The sequence below is a fragment of the Pseudomonas sp. Eth.TT006 genome, assembly GCF_054456575.1.
On sequence record NZ_JBTJEN010000009.1, the window covers coordinates 133,205 to 150,579 of the forward strand.

The 17,375-nt window shown below is 62.6% G+C and carries 15 protein-coding genes; 11 read left to right on the top strand and 4 right to left on the bottom strand.

Translation table 11 applies throughout. The annotated features are described in order from the left end of the window. Positions 1-2: 2 nt before the first annotated feature. Positions 3-1,337: an MFS transporter gene (locus ACXR0M_RS16260; protein WP_458832822.1), complete on the bottom strand. Its 1,335-nt coding sequence runs from the start codon at positions 1,335-1,337 to the stop codon at positions 3-5. Positions 1,338-1,382: 45 nt separating this feature from the next. Beyond that, positions 1,383-2,303, bottom strand: coding sequence for an SMP-30/gluconolactonase/LRE family protein (locus ACXR0M_RS16265; RefSeq protein ID WP_458832823.1), 921 nt, complete (start codon positions 2,301-2,303; stop codon positions 1,383-1,385). 313 nt (positions 2,304-2,616) lie between these two features. Between ACXR0M_RS16265 and ACXR0M_RS16270 the strand changes: the two genes are divergently transcribed. Continuing rightward, positions 2,617-3,348, top strand: a complete 732-nt coding sequence (locus tag ACXR0M_RS16270) for an IclR family transcriptional regulator (RefSeq protein ID WP_458832824.1) — start codon at positions 2,617-2,619, stop codon at positions 3,346-3,348. A 56-nt stretch (positions 3,349-3,404) separates the two neighbouring features. Here the strand turns inward: ACXR0M_RS16270 and ACXR0M_RS16275 are convergent, their stop codons facing one another. Beyond that, positions 3,405-4,112, bottom strand: coding sequence for a cupin domain-containing protein (locus ACXR0M_RS16275; protein WP_458832826.1), 708 nt, complete (start codon positions 4,110-4,112; stop codon positions 3,405-3,407). A gap of 58 nt (positions 4,113-4,170) precedes the next feature. Continuing rightward, the gene (locus ACXR0M_RS16280) at positions 4,171-5,025 is read right to left on the bottom strand and encodes a GNAT family N-acetyltransferase (protein ID WP_458832827.1); all 855 of its coding nucleotides are present in this window, start codon (positions 5,023-5,025) and stop codon (positions 4,171-4,173) included. Between the two features lie 583 nt (positions 5,026-5,608). Here ACXR0M_RS16280 and ACXR0M_RS16285 point away from each other — a divergent pair. The 10 genes from ACXR0M_RS16285 to argE all read left to right on the top strand — a co-directional run bounded on the left by ACXR0M_RS16285 (position 5,609) and on the right by argE (position 17,002). Then, on the top strand, positions 5,609-6,277 hold the full coding sequence (locus ACXR0M_RS16285; RefSeq protein WP_110718518.1) for a haloacid dehalogenase type II: 669 nt from the start codon (positions 5,609-5,611) through the stop codon (positions 6,275-6,277). A 32-nt stretch (positions 6,278-6,309) separates the two neighbouring features. Further along, positions 6,310-7,584, top strand: a complete 1,275-nt coding sequence (locus tag ACXR0M_RS16290; RefSeq protein WP_458832828.1) for an NAD(P)/FAD-dependent oxidoreductase — start codon at positions 6,310-6,312, stop codon at positions 7,582-7,584. A 94-nt stretch (positions 7,585-7,678) separates the two neighbouring features. Further along, entirely contained in the window at positions 7,679-9,316 is a 1,638-nt protein-coding gene (locus ACXR0M_RS16295) for an ABC transporter substrate-binding protein (protein ID WP_458832829.1), read from the top strand. Positions 9,317-9,362: 46 nt separating this feature from the next. Next, positions 9,363-10,319 carry an ABC transporter permease gene (locus tag ACXR0M_RS16300; protein ID WP_458832830.1) on the top strand — a complete coding sequence of 319 codons (957 nt, stop codon included), beginning with the start codon at positions 9,363-9,365 and terminating at the stop codon, positions 10,317-10,319. Next, positions 10,316-11,191 (top strand): ABC transporter permease, encoded by an 876-nt coding sequence (locus ACXR0M_RS16305; RefSeq protein ID WP_458832831.1) that lies wholly within the window; start codon positions 10,316-10,318, stop codon positions 11,189-11,191. The genes ACXR0M_RS16300 and ACXR0M_RS16305 overlap by 4 nt, the downstream gene beginning before the upstream one ends. A 1-nt stretch (position 11,192) precedes the next feature. After that, the gene (locus tag ACXR0M_RS16310) at positions 11,193-13,034 is read left to right on the top strand and encodes an ABC transporter ATP-binding protein (protein ID WP_458832832.1); all 1,842 of its coding nucleotides are present in this window, start codon (positions 11,193-11,195) and stop codon (positions 13,032-13,034) included. Beyond that, positions 13,031-13,339 (top strand): (2Fe-2S)-binding protein, encoded by a 309-nt coding sequence (locus ACXR0M_RS16315; protein ID WP_458832833.1) that lies wholly within the window; start codon positions 13,031-13,033, stop codon positions 13,337-13,339. The genes ACXR0M_RS16310 and ACXR0M_RS16315 overlap by 4 nt, the downstream gene beginning before the upstream one ends. Further along, positions 13,321-14,697 carry an FAD/NAD(P)-dependent oxidoreductase gene (locus tag ACXR0M_RS16320; protein ID WP_458832834.1) on the top strand — a complete coding sequence of 459 codons (1,377 nt, stop codon included), beginning with the start codon at positions 13,321-13,323 and terminating at the stop codon, positions 14,695-14,697. Before ACXR0M_RS16315 ends, ACXR0M_RS16320 begins: the two co-directional genes overlap by 19 nt. Then, positions 14,694-15,848 (top strand): NAD(P)/FAD-dependent oxidoreductase, encoded by a 1,155-nt coding sequence (locus ACXR0M_RS16325; RefSeq protein ID WP_458832835.1) that lies wholly within the window; start codon positions 14,694-14,696, stop codon positions 15,846-15,848. Before ACXR0M_RS16320 ends, ACXR0M_RS16325 begins: the two co-directional genes overlap by 4 nt. Continuing rightward, positions 15,845-17,002, top strand: coding sequence for an acetylornithine deacetylase (gene argE / locus ACXR0M_RS16330; protein WP_458832836.1), 1,158 nt, complete (start codon positions 15,845-15,847; stop codon positions 17,000-17,002). The genes ACXR0M_RS16325 and argE overlap by 4 nt, the downstream gene beginning before the upstream one ends. Positions 17,003-17,375: the final 373 nt, after the last annotated feature.

Consider the following 17,375-nt stretch of genomic DNA (forward strand, 5'->3'; position numbering starts at 1 on the left):
GCTCAGGCGGTTTGCGCTTTGCCTTGAGGCGTCTGCTGTTTGGCCGGGTCACCCAGCCAGAGCATCAGACAAGTACCCACGAGCAGAATCGATGCCACGGCAAAGAATGGCATGCTGAAGCTTTGCGTGGCGTCCTTGATCAGACCAATCAGAAACGGCCCGGTAAACCCGCCCAGATTGCCGATCGATACGATCATCGCCAGCCCGCCGGCGGCGGCCCGCCCGGTAAGGAAGGTGGACGGTATCGCCCAGAACGTCGCCTGGAACGACAGAATGCTTGCCACCGCCACGCCCAGGCAGGCGATCTTCAGCGTCGGTTGCTCGATCAGCGCCGCCGCCACCAACGCCACGGCCGCCATGGCCAATGCGCTGACCACATACGGCAGGCGATGGCGGCTGCGATTGGCCAGACGTGCCCACATCGTCATCGCTACGGCACCCAGCAGATAGGGCAGGGCGACCACCACGCCGACCACGCTGCTGCTTATGCCCAAGCCCTTGATGATTTGCGGCAGCCACATGCCGATACCGATCGAGCCAACAATGCAGCAGAAGTTGACGGCCGCCAGCGTGAACACCTTGGGATTGGTCAGGGCGGCGCGCAGGGTGTTGCCGTGGGAGGCGCCGATGGCCTGCTGCTCGTGTGACAGGCGCTGAGTCAGCCAGGCCTTTTCCCGCAAGTTGAGCCATTTGGCCTTGGCCGGGGTGTCGACCAGCACGAACAGGCAGGCGATGCCCAGCAGTACCGCCGGCATGGATTCGGTCACCAGCAGCAGTTGCCAGTTCTTCAGCCCCCAGACGCCATGTTGTTCCATCAACCAGCCCGACAGCGGCGAGCCGACGATGTTGGCCACCGGAATGCCCAGCAGGAACGCCGCCGTGGCTTTCGCCCGCCACTTACCAGGGAACCAGTAAGTGAAATACAAATACACGCCGGGGGTGAATCCCGCTTCGGCGAGGCCCAGCATGAAGCGTGCGATGCTGAAACTGATCGGCCCGGTGGCGAACGCCGTGGCCATGGAAATCAGCCCCCAGGTGATCATGATCCGCGCGATCCACACGCGTGCGCCGAAGCGCTGCATCAGCAGATTGCTGGGGATCTCGAACAGGAAATAGCCAAAGAAGAACAGCCCGGCGGCCCAGCCGAACATCGTCGCGGTCAGGCCCAGGTCGTGGTTCATGCTGATGGCGGCGAAGCCGACGTTGGTGCGATCGAGGTAGCTGATCACGTAGCAGATGAAGATAAACGGCACCAGGCGCCAGAGAATCCGGCGCATCAGGCGTTCGCCCTCGGCATCGCTGAGCGGCGCCTGGTTCGCGAGGTTTTCGTGGGTCATGTCGTCACTCTTTTTGTAGTTGTTGTGTACGCCGACGGCGCGACTTCAGCTGTGCGAGTACATGGGCAGTCCCGGCGTCGTGGTGCGCACCTGGAGGATGCTGCCGGTCTCGGATTCGGTGATGAACAAGGTCTGGCCGTCATCGCCGCCGAAGGCCAGGTTGGTGTTGCTGATGCCGGCGCAGGACACGATGCGTTGCAGCGGCTCGGCCACTTTCGACAGCTTCCACACCGAACCGAAACCGGTATGGGCGATGTACAGATTGCTCTGCGCATCGAGGGCCAGACCGTCCGGACCACCCAGACCACCGTGCAACTGGGCGAACACGCCAACCTTGCCGATGATCGAGCCGTTGCCCAGCGGAATGCGCCAGATTTGCTGGGCGCGGGTCACGGCGATCAGCAGGTGGTTGAGGTGCGGGTCGTAGACGATGCCGTTGGGACTGGGAATGGTGCCAAGCAGGCAACTGAGGTTGCCGCCGGCGTCGAGCCTGTAAACGCGACCGGAGGCATCCTGCAGACCGGTCTGGCCCTGATCGGTGAAATACAGATCGCCATTGGGCGCAAACACCAGATCGTTGACGCCCTTGAAGCCTTCGGAGCCTGCCGAATCGAGCAGGGTTTCAATGGCACCGCTGTCCGGGTCGAGCAGCATGATCCCCCGCTTGTAGTCGGTGATGAAAATACGCCCGTCCTGATGGATCTTCAGGCCATTGGGCCAGCCATCGTATTCGCACACCAGTTCCCACTCGCCCTGAGCAGAGATCCGGAAGATCCGCCCGTTGGGGATGTCGGTCACATACAAGCGGCCCTGACGGTCGAACGACGGGCCTTCGAGAAACGAGTCGATGGCACGCCCTTGTCGATTGGCATTCGCCCAAGCGCTTGGGCGAGGGTTGCGAAAACGCTCAGGCAGTCGGGTAAAGACGCTGGTTTCAACGGTGGGCGGGACGGCGAAGAAGCTCATGGATGCTCCTGAGGGCGAGCGGACGGTGGACGTCCAGTTGCTGTTATTGGTTTTGTTTAATGCAATGCCATTTCAAAATAAATCAGTTTCAGACGGAATGCGACTGAAATCCACCCTTGATATTTGAGCATCGCAAGGATGGCTCGAGGTTTTTTGATAGTTATCAAAGAAAATGGCATTGCGAAAATAACGATCCGGGCCGCTGTCTTCCTATCGCGCCAGGCGCGTTTGCAGGCGACCCTGCGTTGTCGGATAATCCCGGCCTACAGCCCGGGCGTGAGCCAAAGGGCAGACAAAAATCGAGGATGAGCAAATGGTTAAAGCGCGGCCGCGTCCGGCGGTAAATGGAGTGGCTTCGGCAGACCGTGTGCTGACTGTGCTGACGGCGTTTCAAATCGGCGACGCGGCGCTGAGCCTTGTCGAGCTGGCAGAACGTACCGGGCTGATCAAAAGCACCATCATGCGCTTGATGGTTTCCCTGGAGACCCACGGGTTCATTACGCGGATGGCCGATGGGCGTTATCAGTTGGCCAGTGAGGTGATGCGCCTGAATGCGGTGTATCAGGAGACGCTTGATCTCGAACGACACGTGATGCCGCGCTTGCAGTATCTCGCCGAACAGTCGGGAGAGACCGCGTCTTTCTATGTCCGGCATGGCGCGTACCGGATGTGCCAATACCGCATCAACTCCTCGCACCGACTGCGGATGAACATGCAACCGGGAGACATGCGCCCGATGGACGAAGCGGCAGGCGCCCAGGCGTTGCGCGCGCCTTACTCGGTGGGAATCAAGCTGAGCAAACCGTTCTTCTCTCGCGGCGCAACCGATCCGCATGCCGCGTCCGTGGCGCTGCCAATCTACGGGGCGCAACAGGAGCTGATTGGCGCGCTGGTGATTTCCGGCCCGGCCAGCCGCCTGACCGAAGAAAGCGCGGATGCAATCAAGGACGTGTTCTTCGACACCGCCCGTGACCTGATGCGTAGCCTCGGCTACAAACCTGCCGAGACCAAGGCGCAGCAGGCGGACGCCGAGTCCATCGCCTAAGACATGCAGCGCCGGCGCCCTGTGGGTTCAGCCGGCGCTGCTGTCTCTGCCAGAGACTATTTGACCGCGTACACCTTGCGCACATAGCGCGTGCTTTTCCACGCGCATGGCGCGCCTTTCGCAACAAACACGCTGTCACCGTTGTTGACGGTCACGCTCGATCCGTCGGGCGTCTGCAATGTCACGCTGCCTTCGATCAAATACATCAACTCATTGAGCTTGTGCGGACGCCCGTGCCGTTCATAGGGCGTCGAGTCCCACACACCGACGCGCAGATCGGTTACGGGATCTTCGAAGGCATTGCGTGAGCGGCATTGTGGCGCCGGGCCGATCAGAATCGCTTCCTCGGGCGCGGCGGACGGCGACAGCATGGCCAGCGGATCGAGCCAGATCAGACCGGGCGTCGGTTGTTCGGTGGCCATGGCGCAAAACGCCCATTGGCTGCCGGGCTGGGCTTCGATCCGCAGGGCGCTGCCACGACCTATCACCGCGCTGGCACCGACTGCCAGTTCCAGCGTCTGCTCTTGAGTTTTCAATGTCACGTGGCCCGCGTGAACCACGATCACTTCGGTGTGCGGGAAATCCTCGCTAGCAACGATTCCGCTGGCTTCGACGATACCCGCCGAGACACCGTCAAACCCCGACCAGGCGATCTGGCGCCCAGCCGAAAAGGGATCTGCAGCGTTCAACGCTTGCTGTTTGAAAGGCGTGACAACGTGACTGCCGTCGGCGCGGGCCAACAGCATGATGCAAGGTTCGGACATACAGGTGACGCTCCGTGTAGTGAGGGGGTGGGGCGCGACAGGCGCAACCCCGGATAAATCAGCCGATGGCTTGGGTGACCAAGGCAAACTGGCGAACGCCGTTGCTGGCGTGTGGTGCGGCACCGCGAGCCATTTGCGCCACGGTGTCGACCTGTTTCAGACCGGCGGCTTTGAGAAAATCGGCCAGACCACAATCGGCCGGGATATCGATACGCACAAACGCATCCGGGACCTTGGCCAGCAATACCGCGATCAGGTGCTGCGCCTGCGCGAGGTTTTCGGCGATCAGCGGACCGAGGCAACGACCGCGACCAAACGGGCGGAGCAGGGCGAACGCACGCAACTGCCCGTCGCGCTCAATGCCCACCGCCTGCTCGACATCAGCCCACAGCTCGTTGAGCACCGCGTGGCGATCCAGGCCGCTGCCGGCGTTGGCCAGTTCCAGTACCCGGTCGTGATCCGCTGCGCCCAGTCGCCGGCATTCTTCGCCGTCGGCCAATGGCCCGGGCTGTGTGGCGTGGGCCTGGCCCTGATGCTGCTGAACCCGGCCAAACTCGACAAACCCCTGACTGGCATAGAGCGGCGCGCCGGCCACGGTGGCGTTCAAGATCGCCGTGCTTGACTGGCAAGCTTCAAGCGCATGCTCCATGAGTTTGCGCCCGATACCTTTGCCCTGGTAATCGTCGCTGACAATCACCAGGCCAATGGTGGTGAAAGCCCCTTGCGGGCAGGCGAACGCGCTGCCAATCAGGCGCTCGCCATCGAGTACCACAAAACCCTGGCTGACCCGCTGCAGCATGGCCCAGTCATCGAGCCGGTGCGGCCACTTCAATTGCACGGACAGGGCATGAGCCTGGGGCAGGTCGTCGGCCGTCATCGGGCGATAGACGAAAAAAGGCAGCGGGGCGGACATGGCAAATCTCCGATAAAGAATGAACGCTTGCGCCGGGGTTTTTCCGGCGACGTGAGGCCTGTATCCCATCTGCGCGAAAGCCTGACAAGGGGCCAGGGAATATTCGGCAGATTCCGCGCGGCACAGGCTGATCGACCACACTTACTACTCATTTGTGGCCTGAGGCCGGCAGCAAATGCTTGGGCCGATTTACCCTATAAAAGGCAGCGTCGAGCTGTGCCGATCAGGCCTGCAACTACCTCGATTCAGAACAGGACGGACGTGCGCCGCAGTATCTGACGCCGATCCTGACGCTGCGGCGCAGTTTCTGCGGGCAAACACGCCATGCGCCATCCACACTGACCGATAAAGGTCCATAAGAGCGCATGAATACGGGGTTTGCCCAAGGCTGGAGCGCACCGCAAAGTCTGCTGAGGCGGACGATCAAAACGGTGATTTGTATCGAACGAGGATCGCTTTTAACGCCATCTGCTGATTTCACGGTGTTGTAATGAGGTTGTGCTGCAGCGTTGCATCGCAGCTGCGAAAACCCGGCAAATGCGGGTCGCGCCAATGACCTCAACGAACTTCAGGAACGCACTCAATGAGCTTTCTTCGCCCCAAATTCATTACGTTCGACTGCTACGGCACGCTGACCAATTTCCACATGGGCACGATGACCCGCGAACTGTTCGCCGATCGCGTCCCGGCCGAGCAGATGGATCAGTTCGTCAAGGATTTCTCGGCCTATCGCCTGGACCAGGTCATGGGCGACTGGATGCCGTACGACGAAATTCTCAAGACCGCTCTGGCGCGGACCTGCAAACGCTGGGGCGTCGAGTACCGTGAAGAAGGCCAGCTGTATTACGACGCCGTTCCGACCTGGGGCCCGCACCCGGACGTGCCGGCCGGTCTGTCGAAAATCGCCGACAAGATCCCGCTGGTGATTTTCTCCAACGCCAGCAACAGCCAGATCATGTCCAACGTCGAAAAGCTCGGCGCACCGTTTCACAAAGTCTTCACCGCCGAACAGGCACAAGCCTACAAACCGCGTCTGGCGGCGTTCGAGTACATGCTCGACAACCTCAACTGCGGCCCGGAAGACATCTTGCATGTGTCCTCCAGCTTCCGTTACGACCTGATGCCGGCCCACGACATGAAGATCAAGAACAAGGCCTTCGTCGCCCGTGGTCACGAAGTGCCGGGCAATGCCTTCTACAGCTACCACCAGATCCCGGACATCGGTGGTCTGGCCGGGCTGGTCGGTCTGTAACGACATCTTCATTGGCAAAGGCGGGATTGAACATGGGCAGTGAATCCTACTGGCTCGACAGCGCACCGGCCTTCACCGGCGCCCAGCTCGGCAATTTGCCGGGGCAGGTCGATGTGGCCATCGTCGGCGGTGGTTTCACCGGGCTGGCGGCGGCCCGGGCCCTGGCGCTCAAGGGCGCCAGTGTGGTGGTGCTGGAAGCCGGGCGGGTGATCGGCGAGGCGTCGGGACGCAATGGCGGGCAGTGCAACACCGGGGTGGCGCAGGATTACGCCACCCTCAGCGCCAGTCTCGGCGCCTCGCGGGCGAAAGCCTATTACCAGGCTTACGAAAGTGCCGTGCAAAGCGTGGTGTCGCTGGTGGAGCAGGAGCAGATCGCCTGCGACCTGTTGCGCAACGGCAAGTTGAAGCTCGCGGCCAAACCGCTGCACTACGAAGGGCTGGCCCGCACCTGCGAGCTGATTCGCAAGGAAGTCGATGCCGATGTCGAGTTGCTGTCGGCCGAGCAGACCCGCAGCGAAGTGCATTCGGCGCAGTTCCATGGCGGCCTGCTGCAGCGCAACGGCGTGCAGATGCATGTCGGGCGTTTCGGCGTCGGTCTGGCGGAAGCCGCAGTGCGCCACGGCGCGCTGATCCATCAGGGCACTTCGGTGCTCGACTGGAAAGCCGAGGCCGGCGGTTATCGGGTCAACACCAGCAAGGGTTCGCTGCACGCCGGGCAGGTACTGCTGGCGACCGGCGCCTGTCAGCACGGTGGCCTGGGCTGGTATCGGCGGCGGATCGTGCCGGTGGGCAGTTTCGTGATCGCCACGCAAGTCCTGCCACGGGAGCTGATCGATCAGTTGCTGCCGGGACGCCGCGCCTACGTCACCAGCCGGATGATCGGCAACTACTTCCGCCTGACCCCAGACAACCGCTTGCTGTTCGGCGGGCGTGCGCGGTTTGCCATGTCCGACAGCGTCAACGACGCCAAGAGCGGCAAGGTGCTGCAGGCGGCGATGATCCAGATGTTCCCGCAACTGGCCGACGTCCGGATCGATTACTGCTGGGGTGGCCTGGTGGACATGACGTCCGACCGTTTGCCCCGCGCCGGGCAGCACGGCGGGGTCTTCCACTCGATGGGCTACAGCGGCCACGGCGTGCAGATGTCGGTGCACATGGGCCAGGTCATGGCCGAGGTGATGGCCGGCAATGCCGAGGCCAACCCCTGGCGTGAACTCGACTGGCCGGCAATCCCCGGGCATTTCGGCAAGCCGTGGTTCCTGCCGTTCGTGGGCGCCTACTACCGGTTTCAAGACTATTTGCATTGATTTGCTGTTGTGGCTTCACCGTCGTCTGCGTTTCCAGGACGTTCCGGCCAACCGGAACACTTGAGCCTTCTTAACTTCGACAGGTACCACTGAAATGACTGATCACAAGAATGACTCACCGCTGATCTCCGGCGAAGAAAGCCTGCGGGTGTTCGAAGGCCTCAATCGCGGCATGTCGCGCCGTCATGCGCTGCAAATGCTCGGCGTCGCCGGTGTCGCGGCAGCGGGCGCCGGCAGCCTGTTCGGCGCCGCCGGCAAACTCTGGGCTGACGAAGCGGCGGCTCCGGGCAAAGGCAAGCCGGGCGGGCGCATTCGCGTTGCCGGCATGTCCAGCTCCACCGCCGACACCCTCGATCCGGCCAAGGGTGCGTTGTCCACCGACTACGTGCGCCACTACATGTTCTACAACGGCCTGACCCGGTTCGACGCGCACTTGGTGCCGCAACTGGAACTGGCCGAGCGCATCGATAACGTCGACGCGACCCTTTGGACGATCACCCTGCGCAAAGACGTGACCTTCCACAACGGCAAAACCCTCAGCGCCGCCGACGTGGTGTTCTCGCTGTCGCGGCACAAAGATCCGCTGACCGGCTCCAAGGTCATGCCACTGATGGAGCAGTTCGCCGAAATCAAGGCCTCCGGCGCCAACGAAGTACAGATCCGCCTGACCGCGCCGAACGCCGAATTGCCGTCGATTCTGGCCGTCTCGCACCTGTTGATCGTTCCCGAAGGCACCACCGACTTCAACCAGGGCATCGGCACCGGGCCGTTCAAGGTCAAGGAGTTCAAACCGGGGGTGCGTTCGATTGCCGCGCGCAACACCGGTTACTGGAAACCGGGCCTGCCGTACCTCGACGAAATCGAATTCATCGCTATCGGCGACGAGCCGTCGCGGGTCAACGCGCTGCTGTCCGGCGACGTGCACATGATCAACGAGGTCAACCCGCGCTCTACCGACCGGATCAAGGCCAGCGCCAAACACCGCGTCGTGGATGCGCCGTCCGGCAACTACACTGATTTGATCATCCGTCAGGATCAGCTGCCCGGGCAGAACCCCGATTTCACTCAGGCAATGAAGTACCTGCTGGACCGCGAACAGGTCAAATCCGCGGTATTCCGTGGCTATGCCGTGGTCGGCAACGACCATCCGATCGCGCCCGGCTCGCGCTACTACAACAGCGACCTGCCGCAAACGGTCTACGACCCGGAAAAAGCCAGGTTCCTGCTGAAAAAAGCCGGCATGGAAAACATCAGCATGGAGCTGTTTGCCTCGCCGGCGGCGACCGGTTCGGTGGACATCGCCGTGCTGTTGCAGCAATCGGCCAAGCAGGCCGGGCTCAAGCTCGACGTCAAACGCCTGCCGAGCGACGGCTACTGGTCCAACCACTGGATGAAGCACCCGATCAGCTTCGGCAACATCAACCCGCGGCCGAACGCCGACGTGATGTTCTCGCAGTTCTTCCAGTCGAAGGCGCCATGGAACGAGTCCGGCTGGAAGAACGAGCAGTTCGATCAGTTGCTGATGCTCGCCCGTGGCGAAACCGATGACGCCAAGCGCAGCAAGATGTATGGCGACATGCAGACCCTGGTGCACGACCACTGCGGCATCGGTATCCCGGTGTTCATCAGCAACATCGACGCGGTCGATCAACGGGTCAAGGGCTACGGCAGCAACCCGCTCGGCGGTTTCATGGGGTACATGTTCGCCGAGCAGGTCTGGCTGGACGCTTGAGCAGAGCCGTCGCAATGAACGGCAGGCCGGATGCAGGAGGTAGGCGATGAATAGCAACACACTGTGGTTGATCGGACGGCGGCTGGGCGCGGCGATCGTGACTTTGCTGATCGTATCGATGGTCGTGTTTGCGATCACGGCGGTATTGCCGGGAGACGCGGCGCAACAAGCCCTTGGCCAGTTCGCCACTCCGGAACAGGTGGCGGCGTTGCGCCTGAAACTGGGGCTCGATCAACCCGGCGTGGTGCGTTACCTGCACTGGTTGATGAGCCTGCTCAGTGGCGACATGGGCGTGTCGGTATCCAACGCCATGCCGGTCGGTGAGCTGATGGCCGGGCGCGTGCCCAACACCCTGATGCTGGCGGCCGCCACGGCGCTGGTGTCGGTGCCGGTGGCACTGGTGCTCGGCATCGGTTCGGCGATGGGCCGCGGCGGGCGGATCGACAGCGTTCTCAGTTTCACCACACTGGCGATGGTCGCGGTGCCGGAGTTTCTGGTGGCGACCCTCGCGGTGCTGATCTTTGCGGTGAACCTGGGCTGGTTGTCGGCGCTGTCCTATGCCAGCGACATCACCTCACCGTGGCAATTCATGCGCACCTACGCCTTGCCGGTGATGACCCTGTGCTGCGTGATCGTCGCGCAAATGGCGCGGATGACCCGCGCAGCGGTGATCGATCAGCTCGACAGCCCCTACGTGGAAATGGCCCGGCTCAAAGGCGTCAGCCCGATGCGCATCGTCCTGCGCCACGCCTTGCCCAATGCCATCGGGCCGATTGCCAACGCGATTGCGCTGAGCCTGTCGTACCTGCTCGGCGGCGTGGTGATTGTCGAAACGATCTTCAATTATCCCGGGATCGCCAGCCTGATGGTCGATGCCGTGACCAACCGTGACATGGCGCTGGTGCAGGGCTGCACCATGTTGTTTTGCACGGCCTACCTGGGTCTGGTGCTGATTGCCGACCTGTGCGCGATTCTGTCCAACCCGAGGCTGAGAAACCAATGAACAATCTCATTGTGAAATCGACCCCGGCGTCCCCTGATCTGTCAGCGGGCAAGGTGTCACACGGGCCGGCGTGGCTGGGACTGATTGGCGCGGCGATGTGCGTGATCTGGTTGCTGGTGGCGCTGTTCGGCCCATGGCTGGCGCCGCATCCGGTGGGCGAAGTGGTCTCGAACAACGTGTTCGACAACATCAGCACGGCGTACCCGTTCGGTACCGATTATCTGGGCCGCGACATGCTCAGCCGGGTGCTGGTCGGTGCGCGCTTCACCGTGGGCCTGGCGTTGATTGCCGCAGTGCTCGCCAGTGCGCTGGGCACCGGTTGTGCGTTGTTGTCGGTGGTGTCGCCAAAGTGGCTGGACGAAATCATCAGCCGCTTGATGGACGCCTTTATCTCGATCCCAAGCAAGATGCTTGCGCTGATCATGGTCTCGGCGTTCGGCTCCTCGGTCACGCTGTTGATCAGCACCGCCGTATTGAGCTTCGCCCCTGGCGCGTTTCGTATCGCGCGGAGCATGGCGGTGAACATCGAAGCGCTGGAGTACGTGCAGGTCGCCCGCACCCGTGGCGAACGGCGCCTGTACATCGCCTGCGTGGAAATCCTGCCGAACATGCTCAACCCGGTGCTCACCGATTTGGGCCTGCGCTTTGGTTTCATCGTGCTGCTGCTCAGCGGCATGAGCTTTCTTGGGTTGGGCGTGCAACCGCCGGATGCCGACCTCGGTTCGCTGGTGCGGGAAAACATCGGCGGACTCAATCAGGGCGCGCCGGCCATCGTCATCCCTGCGCTGGCCATCGGCACCCTGACCATTGGCGTGAATCTGTTTATCGACAGATTGTCGTCGCGACGCAGTCGCCGCACGGGAGGCCATTGAGATGAGCCAATTGATTCGAGTGCAAGACCTGCGCGTGGTCGCTTGCGGCGAACACGGTGAAAGCGAAATCGTCAAAGGCGTGAGCTTTGCCCTGGAACAGGGTGAAGTATTGGCGTTGATCGGCGAATCGGGCTCGGGCAAGACCACCATTGCCCTGGCGCTGCTGGGTTATGCCCGCCGTGGCTGCCGCCTGGCCGGCGGCGTGGTGCAGGTCGGCGAACACGACATGCTGGCCCTGAGCGAGGCGCAATTGCAGGGTCTGCGCGGTAACCGCGTGTCGTACATCGCGCAAAGCGCGGCGGCGGCGTTCAACCCGGCGAAGAAACTCATCGATCAAGTGGTGGAGGGCGCGCTGATTCACGGCCTCGGTACCCGCGCCGTGCTCGAAGCCAAGGCCATTGAGCTGTTCCGCGATCTGGCCCTGCCGGACCCGGACCACATCGGCCAGCGATACCCGCATCAGGTGTCCGGCGGGCAGTTGCAGCGGGTGATGGCGGCAATGGCGCTGATCAGCGATCCGCTGCTGGTGATCCTCGACGAACCGACCACGGCGCTCGACGTGACCACGCAGATCGACGTGTTGCGTGCGTTCAAGCGCGTGGTGCGCGATCGCGGCGCCACGGCGGTGTATGTGTCCCACGACCTGGCCGTGGTCGCACAAATGGCCGATCAGATCGTCGTGCTCAACGGCGGGCAGATCTTCGAACAAAGCGCCACGGCGGAATTGCTCAAAGGCCCGAGTCACGAATACACCCGCAGTCTGCTTGCCGCCGCGCGCCCGGACACCACAATTCGTCCGCCCAGCGGCATCGCCGAAGAAGTGCCGCTATTGACCATTCGCGGCCTGACCGCCGGCTACGGCAACAAGAACACCCAGGGCATGCCGGCGATCCGTGTCCTCGAAGACATCGACCTCACCGTGCGCCGGGGCCAGGCGATTGGCGTGATTGGCGAGTCGGGCTCGGGCAAGTCAACATTGGCGCGGGTAGTGGCCGGATTGTTAACCCCGGCATTGGGCGGGCTGACCTTTGACGGGCAACCGCTGGGCGGAAGTCTGTCGGAACGCAGCGACGAGCAGTTCCGGCGGATCCAGATGGTGTTCCAGAACGCCGACACCGCGCTCAATCCGATGCACAGCCTCAGCACCATTCTCAGCCGACCGCTGAAGATGTATTTCAACCTCAAAGGCGCGGCGCTGCAGGAACGCATTGGCGAATTGCTGGATCTGGTGCGCCTGCCGCGCGCCCTCGCTGAGCGGCGTCCGAGCGAGTTGTCTGGTGGGCAGAAGCAGCGGGTGAATCTGGCGCGTGCCCTGGCGGCCAAGCCTGATCTGATCCTCTGCGATGAAGTCACCTCGGCGCTGGATACCGTGGTCGGTGCCGCGATTCTCGAATTGCTCCGCGATTTGCGTCAGCAGCTCGGTGTGTCGTACCTGTTTATCAGCCATGACATTTCCACCGTGCGCGCGCTGTGCGATGACGTGGTGGTGATGTACAGCGGGCACAAGGTTCAGGCCGGTAGCCGGCAGTCGTTTGCCCAGGCGCCGTTTCATCCGTACACCGATCTGTTGATTCACTCGGTGCCGGAGCTGCGCCAGGGCTGGCTGGAAACCTGCGGCGCTACCAGCGGCGAGCTGCCGCCCATCGGGCCAAAAGCCAACGTCGCCGAGCTGTGCACCTTCCTCAATCGCTGCCCGGTGCGGGTCGATGGCTTGTGCAACCGCACCGCGCCGAATCGGCGGATCATCGATGGCGGCAGCGAAATCCTCTGTCACCATGACAGCGCTGAATTGCTGAAAACCCAGCAGAATCTGACCACCTTGAATCAGGGAGCCTATGCATGAGCGGGCGTTTTGTGAGACTGGCCGAGCAGGGCCGGGCGACTGTCAGGCTGAGCGTGGACGGCGCGCCCATCGAGGCGTTGCAGGGCGACACGTTGATGGTCGCGTTGCTCACTCAGGGCAACGCGTTGCGCCAGTCGGAATTCGATTCCGGGCGGCGCGCCGGCTTCTGCCTGATGGGCGCCTGCCAGGACTGCTGGGTGTGGACGCGCAGCGGCGAACGCCTGCGCGCGTGCTCCAATGAAGTCCGGGAAGGACTGGATATCGTCACCACACAACCGGAGGCGACATGGCCACTGCGCGGGTAGTTATCGTCGGCGCCGGCCCTGCGGGGATTCGCTGCGCGGAAACGCTGGTGAAGGCCGGCTACAAACCGATCCTGATTGATGAAAACCGCCGCGACGGCGGGCAGATCTACCGGCGCCAACCCGATGGTTTTACTCGTGATTATCAGGCGCTGTACGGCAGCGAAGCGGCCAAGGCGCGTGACCTGCACGAGAGTTTCGAGCGTTTGCGCCCGCACATCGATTACCGCCCCGACACGCTGGTGTGGAATCTGGTGCCGAAGCAATTGTGCTGCGTCAACCAGGGCCAGCATACGACCGTGGATTACGACGCGCTGATCCTCTGCACTGGCGCCACCGACCGCTTGATGCCGATCGAAGGCTGGCAACTGGCGGGCACCTACAGCCTCGGCGGGGCGCAGATTGCGCTGAAGTCGCAGGCGGTTTCCATCGGCCAGCGCGTGGTGTTCATGGGCAGCGGGCCGTTGCTGTATCTGGTCGCCAGCCAGTATCTGAAGGCCGGCGCCAACGTTGCGGCGGTGCTGGATACCGCGCCATTGAGCAAACGCATCGTTGCCCTGCCCAAGATGCTGGCGCGGCCCGGCGTGCTGTTCACCGGGATGAAACTGCTGGCACAGTTGTATAAGGCGAAAATTCCCGTGCATCTGGGGATCAAGCCCGAGCAGATTCTGGGCGATGCCGGCAGCGGCGTCAGTGGCGTGCGTGTGCGCTCAACCAACGGTGAGACGCTGGACATCGATTGCGATGCCGTGGCCCTGGGTTATCACTTGCGCCCGGAAACCCAGCTGGCCGATCTGGCCGGCTGTCGCATGCGTTTTGATGAGGCGACAGGGCAGTGGTGGCTGGCGGTGGATGAAGAGGGCCGCACCTCGGTCAGCGGTGTGTACGCCGCCGGCGACGGTGCCAAGGTCCGCGGCGCCGATGCGGCGGAACATGCCGGGCGGCTGGTGGCGATGGCATTGCTGGAGGATCAGCAGAAACCCGTGGATGCCGGACTGCGCGCGGAACAGCGGCGCGCCCTGGCGGTGATGGATCAGTTCCGTCTCGGCCTGGCGCAGGCCTTTCCGTGGCCTGCTGAACAGGCCAGAGCCTTGCCGGATTCGGCAATCGTCTGTCGCTGCGAAATGATCAGCGCCGGTGAACTGCGGCGCACGGTCAGTGAAAAGGGCGCCTGTGAAGTCAACCGGGCCAAGGCCTTCAGCCGGGTCGGCATGGGCCGCTGCCAGGGCCGTTATTGCTCGCAGGCCGGCGCCGAAGTAATTGCCGCAGCCGCAGGGGTCAGCGTGCAACAGGTCGGCCGTCAACGCGGTCAGGCCCCGGTCAAACCGTTGCCGATGGTGATCATCGAGGAGCCGTCATGAACCCGCAGAAAAGTGATGTATTGATTATCGGCGGCGGCCTGATGGGCGCGGCATCAGCGTTTTTTCTGCGTCAGCGTGGGCACTCGGTAACCCTGCTCGAACGCGACCAGATCGGCCAGTACGCCAGTGGCGTCAACTTCGGCAACGTGCGCCGCCAGGGCCGTTATCTCGGGCAACTGGAACTGGCCAACCGTTCCTATGCGCTGTGGAAGCGCTTGCCGGAGTTGATCGACGATGATCTGGAGTTCATCGCCAGCGGCCACATGCGCGTGTGTTATCGCGAAGACGAGATTGCCGAGCTTGAGGCCTACGCCGCAGCGCCGGAAGCGGCGCAACTGGACCTGCAGATCTATCGCGGCGCGGAACTGCATCGGCGCTTCCCGTTTCTCGGGCCGGACGTCAAGGGCGGCTCCTACGCACCGCATGACGGTCACGCCAACCCGCGTCTGGCCGCACCGGCATTTGCCCGGGCGGCGCGGCGTCTCGGCGCGCGCATCGAAGAACAGACCGAAGTCGCCGAAGTGCAGAAACTCGGCGGCGAGTTCAGTGTTACTACCAGCGATGGCCGGCAATATCGCGCCGCGCAACTGCTGATTACCGCCGGCGCCTGGGGCGAAAAACTCTCCGCGCAGTTCGGCGAACCGGTGCCGTTGGACACCCACGGCCCGCAAATGGCGGTGACCGAACCGGTGCCGTACGCCTTGCCCACGGTGATTGGCGTGTTCACCAAAGTCCCCGAGGAAGTGATCTATTTCCGGCAGATTCCGCGCGGCAACATCGTCATCGGCGGCGGCTATCGCAGCAAACCGGACATGCTCAATCGCCGCGCGCACGTCGAGCCGCGCAGCATCCTCAATCAGATGCGACAGATGCGCCGCCTGCTGCCGGGGGTGGAAAATCTGAACCTGATTCGGGTGTGGAGCGGCATCGAAAGCTACCTGCCGGACTCGCTGCCGATCATGGGCCCGAGCGGCACGGTCGATGGACTGTTTTACGCCTTCGGTTTCTGCGGCCATGGCTTCCAGTTGGGGCCGGGCGTGGGTGATGTCATGGCTGAGCTGATCAGCACCGGCAGCACCTCGACGTTGATCGAACCCTTTTCGATACGCCGCTTCGCGCGCCAGGCCGAGCAACGGAGCAAAGCCTCATGAAACCGCGGGTACTGGAGATTCTCAAACGATTGATCGCGTTCGATACCGTGTCGTCGGAATCGAACATGGCCTTGATCGAATACGTGCGCGACTTGCTGCTGAGCAAGGGCATCGAGTCGCTGATCGTCAAGGACGAAAGCGGCAAGAAGGCCAACCTGTTTGCCAGCACCGGGCCGAAGGAGCAACCGGGCGTTCTGTTGTCCGGGCACACCGACGTGGTGCCGGCGGCGGGACAGGCGTGGACGGTTCCCGCATTTCAGGTGACCGAGCAGAACGGGCGAATTTACGGGCGCGGCAGTTGCGACATGAAAGGCTTTATTGCGCTGGCCATCGACGCGATGCTCGATGCCAGTGAGCATTCCCTCAGCCGCCCGTTGCAACTGGCGCTGTCCCACGACGAGGAAATCGGCTGCGTCGGCGTGCGGCGCTTGCTCGACGTGCTGCACCTGGCGCCGGTGCGGCCGTTTCTGTGCCTGATCGGCGAACCGACCAACATGCAGTTTGTGCTGGGGCACAAGGGCAAGGGCTCGTACCGCACCTATTGCCGCGGGCTGGAGGCGCATTCTTCACTGGCGCCGCGCTCGGTCAATGCGATCCACGTGGCCTGCGATTTCATCGCGGCGCTGCGTGAATCCCAGCGCCAACTGCAGGAGCAGGGCGCCCAGGATGCCGAGTACGACGTGCCTTACACTACCGTGCACGTCGGCCAGATTAATGGCGGGCGGGCGCTGAACATCGTGCCGAATCTGTGCACGGTGGATTTCGAAGTGCGCAATTTGCCGGCGGATGATCTGGAGCAGATTCTGGCGCAGATGCAGGAACGCGCCGAGCTGATCGTGCGCGAGGCCAAGAAGCTGTCCAGCGTCGCGGCGATCGAGATTGAAACGGTCAACGTCTATCCCGGCCTGGATACGCACCCGAGTGTTGCGGCGGTGCGCTTTCTGAAAAACTTTGCGGCGCCGGATACCGGTATGTCCAAGGTGTCGTTCGGCACCGAAGGCGGGTTGTTCAGACAGCGTCTGGATGTGCCGGTGGTGGTCTGCGGGCCGGGCTCGATCGAGCAGGCGCACAAGCCTGATGAGTTTATCGAAGTCGCGCAGATGGAAGCCGGCGAACGCTTCCTCCACGGCTTGCTTACCTCCCTCAAAAACTGAAGGCGTTGTGATCTCTGGCTTGCCCGGTGTCCGTGCCGCCGCCTTCGCTGGCAAGCCAGCTCCCACAGGTTTTTATGCCGATCACGCAATGGTATGTCTGCACAAATCCTTGTGGGAGCGGGCTTGCTCGCGAAGGCGGCGGGTCGGTCGACAAGGATTTAGGTCCATGCCCGAAGCCTCCACAGCGGTGAATATCAAATCTGCCGTTCCACCGCCATTTTCAGCATCGCTGAAGACGTTGTGGTCTGTAGTTTGTCGGGTGTCCGCGGCGTCGCCTTCGCTGGCAAGCCAGCTCCCACAGGTTTTTATGCTAATCACGCAATCGTATTTCGGCACAAATCCTTGTGGGAGCGGGCTTGCTCGCGAAAGCGGC

Bases quoted from the DNA above. Each gene is read 5' to 3' on its own strand.
- ACXR0M_RS16300 (WP_458832830.1), top strand. From the start codon at position 9,363: ATGAATAGCAACACACTGTGGTTGATCGGACGGCGGCTGGGCGCGGCG.
- ACXR0M_RS16280 (WP_458832827.1), bottom strand. From the start codon at position 5,025: ATGTCCGCCCCGCTGCCTTTTTTCGTCTATCGCCCGATGACGGCCGAC.
- ACXR0M_RS16310 (WP_458832832.1), top strand. From the start codon at position 11,193: ATGAGCCAATTGATTCGAGTGCAAGACCTGCGCGTGGTCGCTTGCGGC.
- ACXR0M_RS16325 (WP_458832835.1), top strand. From the start codon at position 14,694: ATGAACCCGCAGAAAAGTGATGTATTGATTATCGGCGGCGGCCTGATG.
- argE (WP_458832836.1), top strand. From the start codon at position 15,845: ATGAAACCGCGGGTACTGGAGATTCTCAAACGATTGATCGCGTTCGAT.
- ACXR0M_RS16320 (WP_458832834.1), top strand. From the start codon at position 13,321: ATGGCCACTGCGCGGGTAGTTATCGTCGGCGCCGGCCCTGCGGGGATT.
- ACXR0M_RS16285 (WP_110718518.1), top strand. From the start codon at position 5,609: ATGAGCTTTCTTCGCCCCAAATTCATTACGTTCGACTGCTACGGCACG.
- ACXR0M_RS16315 (WP_458832833.1), top strand. From the start codon at position 13,031: ATGAGCGGGCGTTTTGTGAGACTGGCCGAGCAGGGCCGGGCGACTGTC.
- ACXR0M_RS16260 (WP_458832822.1), bottom strand. From the start codon at position 1,337: ATGACCCACGAAAACCTCGCGAACCAGGCGCCGCTCAGCGATGCCGAG.
- ACXR0M_RS16305 (WP_458832831.1), top strand. From the start codon at position 10,316: ATGAACAATCTCATTGTGAAATCGACCCCGGCGTCCCCTGATCTGTCA.
- ACXR0M_RS16295 (WP_458832829.1), top strand. From the start codon at position 7,679: ATGACTGATCACAAGAATGACTCACCGCTGATCTCCGGCGAAGAAAGC.
- ACXR0M_RS16270 (WP_458832824.1), top strand. From the start codon at position 2,617: ATGGTTAAAGCGCGGCCGCGTCCGGCGGTAAATGGAGTGGCTTCGGCA.
- ACXR0M_RS16265 (WP_458832823.1), bottom strand. From the start codon at position 2,303: ATGAGCTTCTTCGCCGTCCCGCCCACCGTTGAAACCAGCGTCTTTACC.
- ACXR0M_RS16275 (WP_458832826.1), bottom strand. From the start codon at position 4,112: ATGTCCGAACCTTGCATCATGCTGTTGGCCCGCGCCGACGGCAGTCAC.
- ACXR0M_RS16290 (WP_458832828.1), top strand. From the start codon at position 6,310: ATGGGCAGTGAATCCTACTGGCTCGACAGCGCACCGGCCTTCACCGGC.